Annotated in this window: 14 protein-coding genes; all 14 read left to right on the forward strand. The window is 53.3% G+C overall.

Annotated elements, in window-relative coordinates; all coding sequences use genetic code 11:
* The first annotated feature begins 213 nt into the window (after positions 1-213).
* The 14 genes from KI362_RS16950 to KI362_RS17015 all read left to right on the forward strand — a co-directional run bounded on the left by KI362_RS16950 (position 214) and on the right by KI362_RS17015 (position 17,440).
* A complete protein-coding gene (locus KI362_RS16950; RefSeq protein WP_301628858.1) occupies positions 214-1,221 on the forward strand; it encodes an ABC transporter substrate-binding protein in 1,008 nt (335 codons plus the stop codon).
* A 31-nt stretch (positions 1,222-1,252) separates the two neighbouring features.
* Entirely contained in the window at positions 1,253-2,044 is a 792-nt protein-coding gene (locus tag KI362_RS16955; protein ID WP_301628859.1) for an ABC transporter ATP-binding protein, read from the forward strand.
* An 86-nt stretch (positions 2,045-2,130) separates the two neighbouring features.
* The gene (locus KI362_RS16960) at positions 2,131-2,877 is read left to right on the forward strand and encodes an ABC transporter permease (protein WP_301629151.1); all 747 of its coding nucleotides are present in this window, start codon (positions 2,131-2,133) and stop codon (positions 2,875-2,877) included.
* Positions 2,878-3,000: 123 nt separating this feature from the next.
* A complete protein-coding gene (locus KI362_RS16965) occupies positions 3,001-3,972 on the forward strand; it encodes an aromatic acid exporter family protein (RefSeq protein WP_301629152.1) in 972 nt (323 codons plus the stop codon).
* Positions 3,973-4,133: 161 nt separating this feature from the next.
* Positions 4,134-4,679, forward strand: coding sequence for an outer spore coat protein CotE (gene cotE / locus KI362_RS16970; protein ID WP_044478799.1), 546 nt, complete (start codon positions 4,134-4,136; stop codon positions 4,677-4,679).
* Positions 4,680-4,935: 256 nt separating this feature from the next.
* On the forward strand, positions 4,936-6,411 hold the full coding sequence (locus KI362_RS16975; RefSeq protein WP_301628862.1) for a putative amidoligase domain-containing protein: 1,476 nt from the start codon (positions 4,936-4,938) through the stop codon (positions 6,409-6,411).
* A gap of 69 nt (positions 6,412-6,480) precedes the next feature.
* A complete protein-coding gene (gene mutS / locus KI362_RS16980) occupies positions 6,481-9,153 on the forward strand; it encodes a DNA mismatch repair protein MutS (protein ID WP_301628864.1) in 2,673 nt (890 codons plus the stop codon).
* Between the two features lie 32 nt (positions 9,154-9,185).
* The gene (gene mutL / locus KI362_RS16985; protein WP_301628865.1) at positions 9,186-11,165 is read left to right on the forward strand and encodes a DNA mismatch repair endonuclease MutL; all 1,980 of its coding nucleotides are present in this window, start codon (positions 9,186-9,188) and stop codon (positions 11,163-11,165) included.
* A 56-nt stretch (positions 11,166-11,221) separates the two neighbouring features.
* Positions 11,222-12,007 carry a class I SAM-dependent methyltransferase gene (locus KI362_RS16990; protein WP_301628867.1) on the forward strand — a complete coding sequence of 262 codons (786 nt, stop codon included), beginning with the start codon at positions 11,222-11,224 and terminating at the stop codon, positions 12,005-12,007.
* Positions 11,991-12,965 carry a tRNA (adenosine(37)-N6)-dimethylallyltransferase MiaA gene (miaA, locus tag KI362_RS16995; RefSeq protein ID WP_301628868.1) on the forward strand — a complete coding sequence of 325 codons (975 nt, stop codon included), beginning with the start codon at positions 11,991-11,993 and terminating at the stop codon, positions 12,963-12,965. Before KI362_RS16990 ends, miaA begins: the two co-directional genes overlap by 17 nt.
* A gap of 25 nt (positions 12,966-12,990) precedes the next feature.
* On the forward strand, positions 12,991-13,230 hold the full coding sequence (hfq, locus tag KI362_RS17000) for an RNA chaperone Hfq (protein ID WP_044478789.1): 240 nt from the start codon (positions 12,991-12,993) through the stop codon (positions 13,228-13,230).
* Positions 13,231-13,399: 169 nt separating this feature from the next.
* Entirely contained in the window at positions 13,400-16,054 is a 2,655-nt protein-coding gene (locus tag KI362_RS17005) for a transglycosylase domain-containing protein (RefSeq protein WP_301628870.1), read from the forward strand.
* Between the two features lie 152 nt (positions 16,055-16,206).
* Positions 16,207-16,785, forward strand: a complete 579-nt coding sequence (locus tag KI362_RS17010; RefSeq protein ID WP_301628872.1) for a DUF402 domain-containing protein — start codon at positions 16,207-16,209, stop codon at positions 16,783-16,785.
* A 37-nt stretch (positions 16,786-16,822) separates the two neighbouring features.
* Positions 16,823-17,440 (forward strand): YdcF family protein, encoded by a 618-nt coding sequence (locus KI362_RS17015; protein ID WP_301628874.1) that lies wholly within the window; start codon positions 16,823-16,825, stop codon positions 17,438-17,440.
* Positions 17,441-17,498 lie beyond the last annotated feature (58 nt).

A 17,498-nucleotide genomic window follows, 5' to 3' on the forward strand; every position in this document is an offset into this window, starting at 1 on the left:
CAACCCCTTTAGGGGTAGCTAAAAAAGTAGTGCGGTTGGCGGATCATTCAGTGCCCTTTCAGGGCTGGCCAGTAACAAAGGCTTTCAGCCGCAGAGCAAACCACCCGTTATACGGGTGGTGCTGATTGCGTTTGTATGGCTTAACCATTCCTTCCCGTGCCGCATACATTGAACCATGGTCAATACCTAATTTGCATGAAAGAGGTGAATGGCATGTCGTTCAGAAAATATGAAGTGCTCGCCATCGGATTGGTCGTTCTGCTGGTCAGTATGCTCAGCGGCTGCGGCAACGGCAGCACGGCTCAAAAGGTCCGAATTGGCGAGGTGACGAGATCGGTATTCTATGCGCCCCAATATGTGGCGTTGGAGAAGGGTTTTTTCAAGGAAGAAGGGCTTGAAGTAGAGCTGCAGACCACAGCCGGCGGAGACAAGACGATGACAGCGCTCCTGTCGGGAGCGATTGATGTAGCCCTGGTTGGTGCAGAGACATCGATTTATGTGTATCAGCAAGGAGCGGAGGACCCCGTCATAAATTTTGCTCAGTTAACCCAAACGGACGGGACCTTTCTGGTAGCGCGTGAGGAGACAGGAGACTTTGACTGGAACAAGCTGAAGGGAAGCACCTTCCTCGGACAGCGAAAGGGCGGCATGCCGCAAATGGCAGGAGAATTCACGCTGAAGAAGCATGGCATTGATCCGCAAGGGGATCTGGAGCTGATTCAGAATATCGAATTCGCCAATATTGCTGCTGCCTTTGCTTCCGGCACAGGGCAGTATGTGCAGCTATTTGAACCGCAGGCCTCCATATTTGAACGCGAAGGAAAGGGGCATGTTATTGCCTCGTTCGGAACGGAAAGCGGGCAGCTTCCCTACACGGTATTCATGACAAAGCAGAGCTACATTGCAAAACATGGAGACACGGTTCAAAAGTTTACGAATGCTATTCATAAGGCGCAGATCTGGGTACGCGACCATTCACCGGAAGAAACGGCCAAGACCATTGCCCCTTATTTCAAGGACACGGACGAAGACATTCTTGTCAGCTCTGTAAAGCGCTATTTGGAACAGGGCTCATACGCGGAATCCCCTGTGCTTCATGAAGCGGCCTGGAATAATCTTCTGGATGTAATGGACAGTGCAGGTGAACTCAAGAGCAGAGTAGAGCTTGATCAGGTAGCGGATAACTCCTTTGGCGAGAAGGCGTTGCAATCCGCTGAATAGTTCAGAACGGCCAGAAAGGAGGGTGTATGCAATGAATGCAGTACCTGTCGTTGAATTAAGGAATCTGGATCTGATCTATGTGACCGACCGGGAAGCGGTATTGGCTTTGGAGGGACTTGATTTGTCCGTGTACTCCGGAGAGCTGATCAGCCTGGTCGGCCCAAGCGGCTGCGGCAAAACCACACTTCTGTCCGTGATTGCCGGATTAATCCCGCCATCCCGAGGCCAGGTTCTGCTGCACGGCAAACCGGTCAGCGGCCCTTCGCCTGAGGTGGGGTATATGCTTCAGCAAGATTACTTGTTTCCATGGAGGAGCATACTTGACAATGCGCTGCTTGGTTTGGAGCTGACGGGGAGGCTGAATGACCGGAGCAGGGAGGGGGTCCTTGAGCTCTTGAATGGACTCGGACTGGAAAATACGGCGGATAAGTATCCTCATCAGCTATCCGGGGGGATGCGGCAACGTGTGGCCCTGGTTCGGACTCTCGCGACAAATCCGGATCTGCTTCTACTGGATGAGCCCTTCTCGGCGCTGGATTATCAAATCAAGCTTCAATTGGAGGACCTGGTCGTGGACACCTTACGCCAGCGCGGCAAGACCGGCGTGCTCGTTACCCATGATTTATCGGAAGCGATTGCGGTCAGTGACCGGGTTATCGTGCTTGAGGCGCGGCCCGGAAGAATTCGCAGTATGTATCGGATCCCCGAACACATTCGGAAGGCTCAGCCCTTTTACGCCCGGGAAGAGAGCGGATTTAATGAATTGTTTCATGAAATCTGGCGGGATCTCGAGTCACAGGAAGAGAGGGGGAACCGGAATTGACTTCCACGCCTGTCAGCGAAGAAGGAACCGATCGGGAACTGTGGATCAAGGAGAAATGGCTGCAGCATCGTAAACGCAAGAAGCGGATGGCAAGACAGGTGCTTGCGACTCAATTGTTGCTGCTCCTGTCCTTGATTGGACTATGGGAGCTTGCCGGACGCCTGCGATGGATCGATGTCCTGATCTTCAGCTATCCCTCGAAGGTCGGTGCCCAGATCGTCAAGGATATCGTTACCGGAGAGCTGTGGCCGCATCTGTTCATGACGGTGGGGGAGACGGCTGTCGGCTTCCTGCTGGGTACGCTGGTTGGGACATTAATTGCGGTCCTTATTTGGTGGTCCCCTTTTCTGTCAAAGGTGCTTGACCCCTATATGGTTGTGTTCAACAGCATGCCCAAGGTCGCGCTGGGGCCGATCTTTATCGTGTTGTTTGGCGCGGGCTTTACCGCGATTGTAATGACGACGCTATCGATTACCGTCATTGTAACTACATTAGTGGTCTACAACAGCTTCAACGAAGTGGACTCGAATTTGATCAAGGTCATTCGGACCTTTGGGGGCAACCGTAGAGACGTTTTTGTCAAAGCGATTTTGCCTGCCTCCTTCCCTGCCATCGTGTCTACACTCAAAGTGAATGTCGGTATGTCCTGGGTCGGTGTTATTGTCGGCGAGTTTTTGGTCGCCAAGATCGGCCTCGGTTATTTGATCGTTTACGGGTTTCAGGTGTTTAATTTCACGCTGGTCTTGTCGAGTCTGGTTATTATCGCTGTTGTGGCAACGGCAATGTATCAGATGGTGGTCTACGTGGAGCGCAAGCTGCTCAAGGAGCGGTAAACCGCTCCTTGCCGTCTGCAAGCAAGGAACTCTGTGGAGCCCCCGATTTCGTATTGTCGCTTTCGGTAAAAAAAGGTACGATGTTAGAGCAAAAGCCAACAAATTATGACTAAGGGTGGTTTCATGGGGTTCCGGATTATTAAGACGGCAGTCGCGACACTGCTTGCCATTATTATTGCAGATTGGACAGGGGTGGAGGGACATTTATCCGCCGGATTATTGGCGATATTAGGCGTGGATGTGACACGTAAACGGAGCATTATGACGGTGTCCTCGCGCTTTTTTGCCTCTCTGCTGGGACTGGCTGTCGCCTTTGCCATCTTTTATTTGCTCGGCTTCCACATTTGGAGCCTGATTATGTACATTCTGATTGCCTTCCCGCTAATTTCAAAAGCAAACTTCAAAGAGGGGATCGTGACCAGCTCGGTTGTGGTCTTTCGGGTATTTGGGGGCGAAGAGCTAAGCTGGCATGTGCTGTTAACCCAGATCGAGCTGCTCGTTATCGGACTCGGCGCTGCCATGCTGGTCAATATGGCGTATATGCCAAAGGCGGAGGACAAGCTGCAGCAGATCCGCAGCAGGGTGGACGGGATGTTCTCCATTATCTTCAGTCACTTTGCATTGTCCCTGCGCGACCCCTATCATGTGTGGGACGGCAAGGAGATGATTGAGGCGGAGAGAGCCGTACAGGAAGGGCTGAGCCTTGCCAATCGGGCGCTGGAAAATCAGTTGATCTCGCCGAGTGAATCCTGGAGCATCTACTTTTTTATGCGAAAGGAACAGCTTGTACGCATTGAGAGCATGCTTGAATTGATCTCGCTCGTCTATCAGCGAATGCCGCAAGGAGAGATTACGGCAATCCTCTTCGATACGCTGAGCAGAGACGTGAGCAGCTATGAATACATGGGTGAGACAGAACGGATGCTTGCCGAGCTGGAGCAGGAATTCAAGCGAATGGAGCTTCCCTCGACCAGGGAGGAATTCGAGCTCCGTTCAGCCATTCTCCAGCTTTGCCGCGAGCTGGCCCACTATCTTGAGATTGCCAAGAAGGATAAAGCCCGGGGCTCAGGCACCGCATTTGCCTCATCACAATGACGTGCCGCAGGTGATGCATGAGAAAATGCCCTCAGAACGCAAAACTTATTAATTCAACTTAATATAGCTTCTCTCTCTGTATTTTTCTTTTACAACTTGGAACATTAGCCCAGCTCTTGCATACATATGTAATGAATGATGTATGGAGGAGGAATAAAACCATGTCATTGAAATATCAAAGTAGAGAGATTATCACGAAAGCGATCTGCGGAAAAGGTCGTAAGTTCTCTACCGTAACACATACCGTGAGTCCGCCTCACAAACCGACCAGCATTCTGGGGGCCTGGATTATTAACCACCAGTATGAGGCGGTTGCCGCGGGTGACGGAATTGAAGTTATTGGTACTTACGATATCAACATCTGGTACTCCTACGACAGAAACTCGCAGACAGAGGTTGCCAAAGAAACCGTATCGTACGTTGAACATGTGCCGCTCAGCTATCTGGACAGCAGACATCGTGCTTCAACCGTGGAAGTGACTGCGGAGGCAACGCAGGAGCCAAGCACGGTTGAAGCGAATGTGACCGGGGACGGCCGGGTTGCGATTCGCGTGGAGCGCGAATTCGCCGTAGAGCTTGTGGCCGAGACCAAGCTGAATGTGCTTGTCGTACCGGGCAGTGACGACGGAGATAAGGATTACGACTTTGGATCGGATTTCGACGACTACGAAGATCTGGATCCAGACCTCCTCGACGACGAGCTGTAGGACTGCGGACATCTCTTGCGAGGAGCCGCTAACAGCTTCCCGGCAACAATGATGGATGGGTTAGTATGGTCTACTATATGCGGCAGGGGCGTCGTCGTCGAGGGCGGCTGCCCTCTTTTTGTTTAAAGGTAGTTAAAAAGTCATCTTTTGATCACGAAGTGATTCAAGGAGGTTGATGCGACATCGAATCTTGCGCTCACCCTCGAAGTCCGGTACTCATGTAGGGGCAAGGATTGTAAAAAGGAGAGTCGTTGTGATGAGCGTCCGTCATGTGCTTGTGCTCCCGTTCCTGAATGCGGAAGTGAAAAGAAAGCTGATCCGCGCGCTGAACCGTACCGAAGGGCCTTATCGGGTGCTGAACCTTGCCGACGGCCGCCTGCAGAAATTTTGTGAAGAACGGCGCGATACGGAGGCTAGATGGAATAACGGGCGGGTTAGCCTGCGGGAGGATTGTCTTTATTATGGACCTGCGGATGCTTATACAGGAGGAGAACCGTGCGAGTGGCCGATAAACTTCGGCTCGGGCCAAGTTGGAAACCGAAGGGTTAAGCAAATGGAATCCAGGCTGCGCATGGAGGGGATTCCCTCCGAGTTAAGCAGGCGGCCTGCTGTTAAAGGGTATTATCGCCGGTATCTGGTCCAGGTGTATCATTTACAGCCGCTTCAAATGGTTCCTTGGAGCGGTGAAGACGCATTAAGCGGCATGGTGTTGCCTCAGTCCGCTGCCACACCTGTAACCGGGTCTCCGCTCTGGAAGCGATTGTCGAGGACAGCCGTTCGCTCCTTATATGCCTTAGGCCTTGACTATGGAGAGGTGATGCTCCGCACGGACGGAGAAGGCCAATCTATTGTCGAGCATGTGACGGACGGTACAGATTGGCGGTCGCCAGGCTGGGAATATCGGATGGCGGAAGCGATGAGACAGCAATTGCAGCTGCTGAGCCAAGGGCAGTCGGAATCGCGGGTTCCGCTGATCGGGATGGATCCGGAGTTTTTGCTGTATAACCCGGACACCCGCAAGATTATTCCGGCATCCCGGTATTTGAACCGCCAGGGAGTAGCTGGGTGTGATGTGCTAAGATACCGGGGGAGAAGAATGCTTCCGCTTGCCGAGCTGCGTCCTAAGCCTGGCTCGGAGCCTAGAGAGGTCGTCCTTCATCTGCTGGCAGCGTTCCGTACAGCACGTGCGGCGATATCTGATGACCGGCTGATTTGGCAGGCGGGAGGGATGCCGCAGCAAGGCTTTCCCCTGGGAGGACATTTGCATTTCAGCGGTGTTCCGTTATCCGGAGAGCTGCTTCGAGTGCTTGATAATTATTTGGCATTGCCGGTTGCGCTTCTGGAGGATGAGCGGAGCGCCCGCCGCCGTCCGCGCTATGGAAGTCTCGGAGATTACAGGCTCCAGGATTACGGCGGCTTCGAATATCGAACCCTGCCGAGCTTCCTGATCTCTCCTATGGTGACGAAAGGAATTGTCGCACTGGCCAGGGTGATTACTGAAAGCTATAGGGAGCTTGATCAACGGCCGCTTGACCTTGATGAGGTGCGGGAAGCTTTTTACAAGGGAACGAAGACCGTATTGGCACGAGAGTGGCCGCCATTGGCAGGCAAGTTAAGAGAACTTCCTGCTTACGAACGCTACCAAAGCTATATCGATCCATTGCTTGACGCGATATCCTCCGGGGCAATCTGGGATGAGTCGGCAGACATCCGGCTGATGTGGAGACTGTAATTTCACTCGTAACCCTGACCGCCTTTCTGGTATAATAGAGATCTATGAAAGTGAATTTGGAGGTTGCGAATGGCTACATATACCCCAATGATCGAACAATATTTGAGTGTAAAAGCCCAGGCTCAGGATGCCTTTCTCTTTTTCCGGCTGGGCGATTTTTATGAGATGTTTTTTGAGGATGCCCTGCTTGCCTCGAAGGAGCTGGAGATTACACTCACCGGACGGGACGGCGGAGTCGAGGAGAAAATCCCGATGTGCGGTGTGCCCTATCATTCGGCGGAGAATTATATCCAGCGCCTGATCGAGAAGGGATACAAGGTGGCCATCTGCGAGCAGGTGGAAGACCCGGCTACGGCCAAAGGCGTCGTCCGGCGGGAGATTATCCGCGTCGTGACCCCGGGAACGGTTATGGAAGGCAAAACGATAGGAGACGGCGCCAACAACTATCTCGTCTGCTTGACAGAACAGGACGGCACAATGGCGCTGGCTGCCTGCGATCTGTCCACAGGAGAGCTGTATGTCACCTCTTCGCCGTCGAGCTGGGAATGGCTCAAGGGAGAGGTCGGCGTCTACGATCCTTCCGAGCTGATCGGGGATGAGGCATTGCTCTCCTATATTGAAGGACAGGCTGCTCCTTTGGGCAAAACCGTGGTCTATACAGCATGGGATAAAGGCAAGGAGGAGCTGTCCCGCAAGCAGTTCGGCGAGGCTGCATGGATTCGCCTTGAACATGAGCGCCGCAGCTGCATCTCCTTGTTAATCGGTTATCTTAGCGAGACGCAGAAGCGCTCTCTCGGGCAGTTGACCAAGTTCTCTTCCTATGAGCCGGAGCAATATATGATTCTTGATCCTTTCACCCGGCGGAACCTCGAGCTGGTGGAGACGGTCAGAGAGCGTTCCAAGAAGGGATCGCTATTATGGCTGCTCGACCGGACTGAGACCTCGATGGGGGCGCGTCTGCTCCGTCGCTGGGTCGACAAACCGCTGCTTAAACGTGCTGAGATTGAAGCCCGTCTGGAAGCGGTGGAAAAGCTTCGCGAAGGCTTTATCATCCGCGAGGATTTGCGGGCTTCTCTGAAGGAGGTCTACGACCTGGAGCGGTTGACCGGGCGAATCGCCTTCGGAAGCGCGAACGGCCGGGATATGAATGCGCTGAAGCTATCCCTGCGCAAGGCTCCGGGCATTAAAGAGCTGTGCCAAACCTCCGGCTCCGCAACATTACAGCAATTGGCGGAAGAAATGGATGTGTGCAGCGATCTGGCCGATCTGATTGATGCGGCCATCGCAGAGGATCCGCCAGTATCGGTTAGAGACGGAGGCGTCATCCGCAGCGGGTATCATGAACGGCTGGACGAGCTGCGTGAGGCGGGCAGTAACGGCAAACGCTGGATTGCCGAGCTGGAGGCGGCGGAACGCCAGCATACCGGCATCAAGTCGCTTAAAATCGGCTATAACAAGGTGTTTGGATATTATATCGAGGTGACCAAATCGAATTTGGGCGCCTTGCCAGAGGGACGCTATGAGCGCAAGCAGACGCTTGCCAATGCCGAACGCTTTGTGACTCCCGAGCTGAAGGAGAAGGAGACGCTTATTCTGGAGGCCGAGGAGCAGATGGCCGATCTGGAATATCGCTTGTTCAGCGAGCTGCGGGAGCGGCTGGCCGGACAAATCGAGCGACTGCAGCTGCTGGGCGAGCAGCTCTCCAAGATTGATGTCTTTTGCGCGCTCGCCGCAGTAGCGGCGGACGGCGGGTATGTGCGGCCGCAATTGACCGACGGGTATGATTTGCGCATCGAGCAGGGACGTCATCCTGTTGTTGAGACCGTTATGAAGGATGCTGCATTTATAGATAATGGAACAGCGCTGGAAAAGGACAAGGCCAGCATTCTCCTGATTACCGGACCTAATATGGCCGGAAAGAGCACGTATATGCGTCAGGTGGCGCTGATCTCCATTCTGGCCCAGATCGGCAGCTTTGTGCCGGCGGCCAAGGCGGAGATTCCGATTGTGGATCGGATTTTCACCCGAATAGGGGCAGCGGATGATCTGATCGGCGGGCAAAGTACGTTTATGGTGGAAATGGCCGATATCCAGATTATGACCGAAAAGGCCACCTCAAGAAGTCTGATCATTATTGACGAGCTGGGCCGGGGAACCTCGACAAGCGAAGGGATGGCCATTGCCCAGGCTGTCATTGAATATGTCCATCATCATATCGGCTGTAAGGCGCTTGTATCGACGCATTTTCATGAGCTTGCCCATCTGGAGACCAGTCTGTCGGGGTTAAGCAACTACCGCATGGCCGTGCAGGAAAGCGGGGACAAGGTGCATTTTCTGCGCAAGCTGGTGCCCGGGGCGGCCGACACGAGCTATGGCATTTATTGTGCCAGACTTGCAGGCTTGCCGAATGGCATCATCGAGCGGGCATATGGCCTGCTTCAAAGCCTGGAGCAGGCGGCCGCAGCGGTTGCGGGAGGAGAACTTCCTGTCCAGTCAGAGGAAAGAGCGCCTTTATCGGACAAGCAGGTTGTATCTGAAGCCGCATCAATGCCTGATGTTGTGCAGCTATCTATTTTTGGCGATGAGCCTGTTGAAAGAAAGCATAAACCGGTGCAGGAAGACACCAACAGCGGCATGAAGCAGATTGTTAATGCCATTAAGAATTGTGATTTAATGAATATGACACCACTGGAGGCTATGCAGCTTGTGAATGAGCTGAAGCAGAAGGTGAATCAGCTGTAATCAGTATATCTGTTGACGGGAGGGGAACATGCATGGCAAAAATAACGGTGCTGGATGAGCATATCGCAAACCAGATTGCGGCGGGCGAGGTTGTGGAGCGTCCTGCCTCAGTGGTGAAGGAGCTGGTCGAGAACTCCGTAGACTCCGGGGCCTCCAAAATTGAGGTTCAGGTGGAGGAAGGCGGATTGGAGCTGATCAAGGTCACGGACAACGGCTCGGGGATCGAGTCGGAGGATTGCGAAAAGGCTTTTTATCGTCATGCCACCAGCAAGCTTGCAAACGGGCGGGACCTGTTCCAGATCCGGAGCCTTGGCTTTCGCGGGGAGGCATTGCCCAGTATCGCGGCCGTTTCCAAGGTCCGTCTTGTATCCTCTGCCGACGACAGCGGCCTTGGCCGCGTCATCGCGATTGAAGGCGGTACGCTGAAGGAGAACGAGGTGACGGCAGCGCCGCAGGGAACGGATATTACGATAAAGGAATTATTTTACAACACACCGGCCAGGCTAAAATATATGAAGACGATTCAGACGGAGCTGGGGCATGTGTCGGACGTAATGTACCGCCAGGCCTTGGCTCATCCTGAAATATCGTTCAGTCTCAAGCATAACGGCAATACGCTCCTCCAGACCGGGGGCAGCGGCGGCCTGCTCCAGGTCATTGCTGCAATCTACGGGATCAATACGTCGAAAGCAATGATCCCCATCGAAGGGGAGAATCTTGATTACCGGGTTACCGGCTTTATCGGCCTTCCGGAGCTGACCCGCTCCAGCCGGACCGGCATGTCGACGATCGTAAACGGCAGGTATATCCGGAATACGGGTCTACAGCAAAGTATTTTGCGCGCATACCATACGCTGCTTCCGATCAACCGCTACCCGCTGGTGGTGCTTCAACTGGAGATGCACCCGTCACTGGTTGACGTGAACGTGCACCCGGCCAAGCTGGAGGTTCGCTTCAGCAAGGAGAGCGAGCTGAATGCCTTTGTGGAGGAGACGCTGAGGCAGGCCTTGTCACAGCAGGTGCTGATTCCGCAGGCCGCCAAGCAGCCGCTCGGTAAGCCGGGCTCCGGCTCGGTGATCCAGGAGCAGCTGCGCTTCCCGGCCTTCCGGCCGGACAGCAGCGCAGAATCCGCCGCCCCTGCGGCTGCGGCGGCAGTGCAGCCGGCCCGTGAGACGGCCGGCCAGGCAATGTCCGGCGCCGCTCCGGCCGGCGGCGCCTACACCGGCCCCGCGGCCCGCGAAGCGGCCGCCGCGGGCTGGCCACCGGCGCTGCGCGAGCGTCCGGCGCCGGGCAGCTTTGCCGGCAGCGCAGGCGGCGCCGCGCAGCCGGGCTTTGCGCCGCCCGCTTCGCGCGGGGCGGCGGCACAGCCGGCGCGGCCTGCCGATGCCGACGCGCTGTATAGCGCTCCGGAAGCATCGCCGGAGCTGCCGGCCTTTCCGGAGCTGACCCTGATCGGGCAGCACCATGGCACTTACCTGATCGCTCAAGATGAGCAGGGGCTGTACTTGATCGATCAGCATGCCGCCCATGAGCGGGTGAATTACGAATATTACTACGAGAAATTCGGCAAACCGGCCGATGCGTCCCAGGAGCTGCTGCTGCCTTTGACGCTTGAATTTACGCCGGCCGAGGCGGAGAAGCTGAAGGATCGCCTAAGCTGGTTTGAGCAGGCGGGTGTGATTCTTGAGCCCTTTGGAGGCGGAACTTTTCGCGTCGCAGCCTATCCTTACTGGTTTCCGGAGGGGGAAGAGGCCTCGATCATAACCGAGATGGCGGAGTGGGTGTTGAATGAACGGCAATTGGATTTAGCCAAGCTTCGGGAGAAATCATCCATCATGGTCTCCTGCAAGGCCTCGATCAAAGCGAATCAAAAGCTGACAAATGAGGAAGCCGTTACCCTGCTTGCCCGATTGGCAAGCTGCAAGCAGCCTTATACCTGCCCTCACGGGCGGCCGATTGTCATTTCCTTCAGTAACTATGATCTGGAAAAATTATTCAAGCGGGTCATGTAAGGAAGTTCAAAAAGTTATCTTTTGATTACGTTTAGAGAACGGAGGAACGAGCGCCAGTGATTATAACAACAGGAGACCATCCGGCCCAGGCAACCGTGAGAAGAGCCGAGAGCCTTGCAGCCAAGACAGGCGTTCGCTATCTTCCTAGGAACAGAACCTCTCTTGCAAAGATGAGCCTTCAAACGGGAGACGGGGACATATTGGTGGTCCTCGAAGGAGGAGCAAGGCTGTATCGGCAGAATGAGGAGGATATGCACTTTCATCCCAGCATGTCTTTTGTCCGTGCGAAGCGGGTCCTCCGCGGGGAGCGCGATCCGATGCTGGAGGCGGCAAAGCTGCTGCCGGGGGATACTGTGGTCGATTGTACTGCCGGGCTAGGCTCGGATTCGGCGATATTTTCGCTGGGAGCCGGAGCTGCCGGACAGGTCCTTGCGCTCGAGCAATCCCTTCCGCTGTGGAGTTTGCTGCATGAAGGTTTTGCTAACTATGTATCCGGGGTAAAAGAGTTTGATGAGGCGCTTCGGCGGATCAAGCTGCTGCGCAGCGATCATCTGGAAGTCTTAAAGGGGCTGCCGGACAATAGCGCCGATGTTGTCTACTTCGATCCCATGTTCAGGGATCCGGTGGCGGAATCGTCAGCGATCTCCCCGCTGAGAGCATTTGCGAATACTAGCTGTCTTAGCCAGGAAGCTGTTCAGGAGGCTTGCCGGGTAGCGCGCAAGGTCGTTATGCTGAAGGAGAAGAAGGACAGCGGCGAATTCGAACGTTTGGGCTTCACGATCTGCCGCCGTTCCCAGGCCAAAATTGTGTACGGAGTGATTGAGCTTGACAACATTGGATAAACCGAAGCTGGTGGTCTTACTTGGTCCGACAGCGGTAGGCAAGACAAGGCTGAGCATTGAGCTGGCCAAGGCGTTCTCCTGTGAGATTATTTCCGGGGATTCCATGCAGGTGTACCGGGGAATGGATGTTGGAACCGCCAAAATAACCCGTGAAGAAATGCGGGGAGTTCCTCACCACCTGATTGATGTGCTGGAGCCGGACGAACCTTTCTCGGTCGCGCTGTTTCAGGAATGGTGCGGGCAATTGATTCCGGAGATCCATGCCAGAGGCCGCCTGCCCTTTATAGTAGGCGGTACAGGCCTGTATATTGAGTCGGTCTGCTATGGCTTTCAGTTCACTGAGGCTTCTGCCGACGAAGAGTTCAGGGCCCGGCAGCAGCAGATTTATGAGCTGGAGGGACCGGAGGCGCTTCATGCCAAGCTCGCCGAGGTCGATCCGAAATCCGCTGAGCGGCTGCATCCGAATGATATCCGGCGGGTGATCCGGGCTCTTGAGGTATTCCATGTTACAGGCGAACCGTTATCCGCCAGTCTGGAGCGGCAGAAGAAGGAATCGCCATATGAGCTCTGCCTCATCGGTTTGACAATGGACCGTCAAATGCTATATAACCGTATTGAACAGCGTATTGATGAAATGGTCGCTTCAGGACTGGTTGAAGAGGTTCGCCAGCTTCTGGAGAGAGGCGTTCCACGGGATACGGTATCCATGCAGGGACTTGGCTACAAGGAAATCGTCGAGCATCTGGAGGATGAAGTTCCACTGGAGGCCGCGGTGTACAAATTAAAGCGGGATACCCGTCATTTTGCCAAGCGGCAGTTATCCTGGTTCCGCCATATGAAGGATATTTCCTGGATCGATGTGGGGGACGGCCAAAATTTTCAGTCAATTTTCAAGGATGCACAGGCTATAATAGCAGGAAAGTTTTCATCAGATCTTGAATATAATTCTAAACACTAAATGATTCCTATTGGGGGTACGGCTAATGAACAAGTCCATTAATATCCAAGATACATTCCTGAATCAAATGCGCAAAGAGAGTATTCCTGTTACGGTGTTTCTGACGAACGGTTTCCAGATCAGAGGGACAATCAAGGCATTTGACAACTATATCATCGTCATCGACAGTGACGGCCGTCAACAAATGGTGTACAAGCATGCGATTTCTACTTTCCAGCCGCAGCGCAACGTGTCCCTGATGCAAGAATCCCAAAATGATGCATAAGGCATCTGAAACTTTTTAAATTGCAAGACGTTTAAGTGTATAGGAAGAAGAGTGGAGCAACCTGAGAGAGGTTGTTCTTTTCTTTCCGGGGTCAATTCAATGTAATGCTCGCAGTTTAAGTAAAATAGAGAGAAGATCGAAAGATCGGTAAGAAGGGAGTCAACAATTCATGCCAGACAAGAGAACTTCCAGACTGGAGAGAAGCAGCAAGCCGGCGCAAAAGCAAGGGGCTTCCAAAGGACAGAAAAAGAAAAAGAAACGGATTACCGCAAAAAAGCTGTTGTGGACCTCGTTCTTCACGATTGCCTTTGCGATTTTCTGTGCGATTGCAGGCTATATGTACATTACGGTCAGCGGTGAGAAGATTCTGGCCGAGAATCAAGATAAGCTGTTTATTTACGAGACCTCCAAGGTTTATGACCGCACCGGCAAATTGATGGGTGAGCTGTCGGTTAACCGGAGCGAGCCTGTAGAAGAGGAAGATATCCCTGAATTAGTGAAAAATGCGTTCAAGGCGACTGAAGACCGCCGCTTTGACGAGCATAACGGGATCGATCTGTGGGCGATCGGCCGGGCTGCGGTCAAGGATATTATGGCGCGCTCGCTTGTCGAAGGGGGCAGTACCATCACCCAGCAATTAGCCAAGAACATGTTCCTTGACTTTGACAAGACCTTCTTCCGGAAGGCGACAGAAATGTCGATTGCCATGGCCTTGGAGCGGCACAACACGAAGGATGAAATCTTGACGATGTATTTAAACCGGATTTTCTTCGGTCAGAAGTCCTATGGTATCAAGGCAGCCTCACAGCGCTACTTCGGGGAGAGCGATCTGAACGAGCTTGAGCTGTGGGAGATAGCGACTTTGGCGGCAATTCCTAAAGGCCCGTCCATTTATAACCCGGTCTCCAATCCCGAACAGTCCAAGCAGCGGCGCGCTGTCGTCCTGGAGCTGATGTACCAGGAGGGTTATATTACGGCAGCAGAGCGAGATCAAGCCAAAGCGGTGGATTACACCTATGTAGCACCAGACAAAAGCGGCAGCTATCAGGCGTTTATGGATTATGTGGTGAAGGAAGCCGAAGATAAGTTCGGATTGACGGAAGACCAATTGAACCGCGGCGGATATAAAATCTATACGACGATGGATATTCAAGCACAAAAGGCTGTAGAAAAGGCCTTTGCCAATGACGATTTCTTTGAAAAGAGCGTCGACGATCAGCAGGTGCAGGCATCCATTGTTATTCAGAATCATGAGAACGGAAGTCTGATCGCCCTGCTGGGCGGCCGCGATTATGAACGGAAGGGCTTCAGCCGGGTAACAAGCCGGCGTCAGCCGGGGTCCACGTTCAAGCCGATTGTCTCCTATGCGCCTGCACTCGAGAGCGGCAAGTTCAAACCGAACTCTCTGATCAGTAATGAGAAGCAGTGCTTCGGAGACTATTGTCCGAAAAACCTGCACGGTTATTCCAAAACGATTGATATGACTACTGCATTGACGAAATCGGAAAATATCCCGTCGGTCTGGCTTCTTAATGAAGTGGGCGTTGGCGCAGGCTTGAAGATGGCTTCGGATATGGGGATTACGATGGATAAGGACGACCGCAATCTTGCGATTGCGCTTGGCGGACTTACCTATGGTACGAATACCCTTGAGATGGCAGGAGCCTTCAGCGTATTTGCTAATGGGGGCAATTACAATGAGCCTTACTCCATCAAGTCGATTCAGGATCATGACGGTGTAGAGAAATACAAATACAATGCTCCGAAGACCAAGCGGGTGATTTCCGAACAGACCGCTTACTATATGACGAGCATGCTGCAGAATGTTATCAATGACGGAACAGGGAAACGGGCCAAGATCGACCGTCCTGTAGCCGGCAAGACGGGAACAACGCAGCACGGAATCAGCGGACTTAAGAGCAGCAAGAACAGAGATGTCTGGTTCGTAGGCTATACGCCGGAATGGACCGCATCGATCTGGATGGGCTACGATCAGCCTGATAAAAATCATCTGCTCAACGGCAGCAGCGGCCAGGCTGCTAGTCTGTTCGCAACGATTATGAAAGAGGCTTTGGCTGGAGTGCCTGTGAAGGACTTCCCGGTACCGGCAAATCTGGAGCCGGTTGAGCCGGAAGAAGAACTGGTCCTGAATCCTGCTAACCTGTCCGCTTCTTACAATCAGGATACAGGTATTATTGCCCTGACCTGGGATGGTGTGGACACCGAGGGGGCGGTATATCGCCTGTACCGCAGAGCGCTTACGGAGATGGATTTTGTATTGTATTACGAGACCCAAGCAACGTCTGCAGAGGATATTGCAGCAGAGGCTGGTTCCGGTTATGAATACTATGTGACGGCTTATGACCCAGCGAATGATGAGGAAAGCGATCCGTCCAATATTGCACAGGTGCTGATTGTGGCGGATGATCCGCCAATGGACGATATCGACCCTGACGATGGTACCATTGTTGATCCGGGTTCGGGGAACGACACCGGACAGGAAGGCGGCAATGGCCAGGGTCCTGGACCGGGACAAGGGAATGGAAACAACAATGGAAATGGTCCCGGCAATGGCAATGGCAACGGTCATGGCAATGGCAATGGCAACGGTCATGGCAATGGAAATGGTCCGAGCAATGGAGATAACGGCGGCAATGGAGATCCGAACGGCCAGAATCCTGATCAGGGACAAGACGGCGGTAATCCTGACGGGGGCTCAGAGGAGCCTCCGGGCAGTGGAGATGCAGAAGCACCGGTACAGGAAGGACAGGGCGGAGATGATCCGGCTGCCCAGGTGCAAGTAGATCCCAATACCGGCGGATGATCACTTTCGCTATTGGCATAAGTAGAACAGGGCATCGGCTTTCATGCTGATGCCTGTTTTTTATGACAACCTATGAATTCCAAATTTCATTTTTGAGACTCCCTATCAAATATGGTAAGCTGATTATACATTGTGTTGAAAGGGATCAGCCTATGAAGAGAAAATTCGGAGACCGTGCGAATTGGCGGCGCATAACCCAGCGCCAGTTCAAATCCAAATATGTGGAAAGCGAAGCATTTACAGGCTACATAACGCTGTATAATATCCATGCCTTGAGAGACCCCCTCTGGAAAACCTATGGAGGGCATACGTTCCGTATTGCCGACAAGGGCTACACCTGGATCCAGTATTATCCGAAGGGGGCACACTTTATCGTTACTGCGATGTTTGATAATCAAGGCGAGATTGTGGAATGGTATATTGATGTGTGCAAAACCCAGGGGGTTACGGATCAAGGCGTGCCCTGGTTCGATGATTTGTATCTGGATATTGTAGTGCTTCGAAATGGAGAGGTCTTCCTGCTGGATGAGGATGAGCTTGACGATGCTTTAGGCAGAGGCTTGATTACGGTGAAAGATTATGACCTGGCGACAGAGACAGCTCGCGAGCTGCTTGGGGAGATCCGCGCTCATCGGTTCCCCTATTTTTCGATGTCTCTGGAGGACTTCAAGAGACTTGTTCTTGAGCTGGGTTCACCGCGCGCGGGAGGTAAAGATGGATTATCGGATTAGTCCGGTTGCAAGGGGATCTAGGCGGAGGACAAGCAGGTTGCGTAGACGTCTCCTGCTTTTTCTTGTGTGCTGTGTGCTGGCCGGATTGCTGTGGATCGTATTTTGCCTGTATCAAATCGGCAGTATAGACCGGAACCCGGCAATCAGCAGATATGACCAGGAGCCAGCCGATGCAGGGATCGTGCTTGGAGCCTCTATGTGGGGAGATACGCCGAGTCCCGGATTGCAGGAGCGTCTCAATCAGGCGTTGGCAGATTATGAAGCAGGCAGGTTTGAAAAAATCATACTGACCGGCGGACTGGATAAGCCGGAATACAAGTATACAGAGGCAGAAGGTATGGCGAACTTTCTGATCTCACAGGGCGTCCCCGAGGAAGCGCTGTTGCTGGAGAATGAAGCAACAAGCACCTATGAGAATTTGTTGTTCAGCCAGGAGATCATGGAGGAGCATGGCCTGAAATCATCAGTCATTATCACACATACCTATCATGGAAACCGGGCCTATGAGATTGCAGAGGTGCTGAATTATGATCGCCCGGGACTATCCTTAACGGAGACGAAGGTTCTGAAGCCTAATCAGACTGTACTGCGGGAGGTCTTGGCTTACACGAAGTGGAAGATGGATCAGATCAGACTCGCTTTGGGCTGGAAATAGCAAAACTTCTAATAACGGAGCAGAAGAGAGAATACATTCTATAAGCGTGTTCAAAAAT

It is taken from the genome of Paenibacillus apis (genome assembly GCF_018333295.1).
Taxonomy (GTDB): Bacteria; Bacillota; Bacilli; order Paenibacillales; family Paenibacillaceae; genus Fontibacillus; species Fontibacillus antibioticophila.

Coding starts and splice junctions, on each gene's coding strand:
- KI362_RS16975 (WP_301628862.1), top strand. CDS start 4,936: ATGAGCGTCCGTCATGTGCTTGTGCTCCCGTTCCTGAATGCGGAAGTG.
- hfq (WP_044478789.1), top strand. CDS start 12,991: ATGAACAAGTCCATTAATATCCAAGATACATTCCTGAATCAAATGCGC.
- mutS (WP_301628864.1), top strand. CDS start 6,481: ATGGCTACATATACCCCAATGATCGAACAATATTTGAGTGTAAAAGCC.
- mutL (WP_301628865.1), top strand. CDS start 9,186: ATGGCAAAAATAACGGTGCTGGATGAGCATATCGCAAACCAGATTGCG.
- KI362_RS16950 (WP_301628858.1), top strand. CDS start 214: ATGTCGTTCAGAAAATATGAAGTGCTCGCCATCGGATTGGTCGTTCTG.
- KI362_RS17005 (WP_301628870.1), top strand. CDS start 13,400: ATGCCAGACAAGAGAACTTCCAGACTGGAGAGAAGCAGCAAGCCGGCG.
- KI362_RS16955 (WP_301628859.1), top strand. CDS start 1,253: ATGAATGCAGTACCTGTCGTTGAATTAAGGAATCTGGATCTGATCTAT.
- KI362_RS16965 (WP_301629152.1), top strand. CDS start 3,001: ATGGGGTTCCGGATTATTAAGACGGCAGTCGCGACACTGCTTGCCATT.
- cotE (WP_044478799.1), top strand. CDS start 4,134: ATGTCATTGAAATATCAAAGTAGAGAGATTATCACGAAAGCGATCTGC.
- KI362_RS16960 (WP_301629151.1), top strand. CDS start 2,131: ATGGCAAGACAGGTGCTTGCGACTCAATTGTTGCTGCTCCTGTCCTTG.
- KI362_RS17010 (WP_301628872.1), top strand. CDS start 16,207: ATGAAGAGAAAATTCGGAGACCGTGCGAATTGGCGGCGCATAACCCAG.